Raw genomic sequence first — 1,407 nt, 5'->3', positions numbered from 1 at the left:
GTGGGTCTGTCACTGGTGGGTCTGTCACTGGTGGGTCTGTCACTGGTGGGTCTGTTACTGGTGGGTCTGTGTTAACTGGTTGTGGGAAGAAATTATTAGGGTTGAGAGTGGTACTATCAACTCCGATTAAAATTGCTAACGTATCACCATTAGCATTCCGAATAACAGTGTCACTACCCTCATTAGATATTTCTAAGTCCTCAAACCTCAGATCGCCTGCAAAACTAATCAGGTCTTCAGCAGTATTAAAGTCAGTAATAGTATATAAATTATCAGACTCCCCAAAATCTGCAATTACAAAACTATCTTCACCCTCACCCCCAGTCAGAGTATCGTTACCGCGACCGCCGATCAATAGATCGTCACCCTGACCTCCATCAAGAGAATCATTTCCTCTACCCCCTGAGAGGAAATCATTTCCTTCCCCACCATCAAAGGTATCGTTTCCTCGTTCGCCATTGAGAGTATCGCTACCTTCACCTCCTAATAACAAATCATCATCTTTACCTCCAGATAAAGAATCATCTCCCGTACCACCATCAAGAGTATCATTACCTTGATTTCCCGATAGAGAATCATTATCTTCATCTCCTGAAATACTATCAGCATCTTGACCACCACTGATGAGGTCTAAACCTAAACCTCCAGAGATTAGATCGACGCCACTCCCACCCAAAAGGGTGTCATTCCCAGCATCACCGAATACAGTATCATCACCTCTATCTCCTGAAACAAAGTCGTTGTCTTCTCCTCCTGCTACATTATCATTTTCTTTACCACCATAAATAATGTCCCTACCTTCTCCCCCTCGAACTGTATCTGATCCGCGATCGCCAAATACTGTATCATTTCCAGCATCACCTAAAACAGAGTCAGCATCTCTGCCACCTCGGAGACAGTCATCTCCTGCACCACCACTAATAGTATCATTACCCCGGTTGCCGTTAATTTGGTCATTACCGTCTTGGCCAAGTAGAGAATCACTTTCATCTTGGCCAAATACAGTATCATTTCCACTAAGTGCGGAAAAGGTGTCGCTGAAGGCACTCCCAAATACTAGATCGTCTCCATCTGTTCCTACTGCTTCTCCCCCAGGTAGTAAAATACCTCCTCCCGGTGCTGTGGGTGTAGGAGTTGCTGGTGGCACTGTTGTAACTGGTGGCACTGTTGTGACTGGTGGCACTGTTGTAACTGGTGGCACTGTTGTAACTGGTGGCACTGTTATAACTGGTGGCACTGTTGTAACTGGTGGTTCTGTTGTAACTGGTGGTTCTGTTGTGACTGGTGGTTCTACTATGTCTATTAGTATAAAGTCATCATCATCATTAAAGAAACCGAACCTACCACCTAATTCAATTATCGGCCTACCATCAGAAGTTGTAGGTGGTGGCGTTGGTTCTGGCGTTG

General features: G+C 45.1%; 2 protein-coding genes. One reads left to right on the top strand and one right to left on the bottom strand.

The window, feature by feature from the left end:
• A partial coding sequence (locus tag ACP6PK_RS08530; RefSeq protein WP_426559242.1) for a calcium-binding protein occupies nucleotides 1-1,183 on the bottom strand: 1,183 nt, incomplete at its 3' end.
• On the opposite strand from ACP6PK_RS08530, the gene ACP6PK_RS08525 reads away from it, so the two are divergent.
• On the top strand, nucleotides 1,170-1,407 hold a 238-nt coding region (locus tag ACP6PK_RS08525; RefSeq protein ID WP_426559241.1), incomplete at its 3' end, for a hypothetical protein. The two genes, ACP6PK_RS08530 and ACP6PK_RS08525, sit on opposite strands and share 14 nt — an antisense overlap.

This window comes from Dapis hubbardiae BLCC-M172 (assembly GCF_050016015.1).
In the GTDB taxonomy this organism is placed as follows: domain Bacteria; phylum Cyanobacteriota; class Cyanobacteriia; order Cyanobacteriales; family Microcoleaceae; genus Trichodesmium.
The sequence above is the reverse complement of the archived record's forward strand: the minus strand, read 5'-3'. Positions and strand labels throughout refer to the sequence as shown.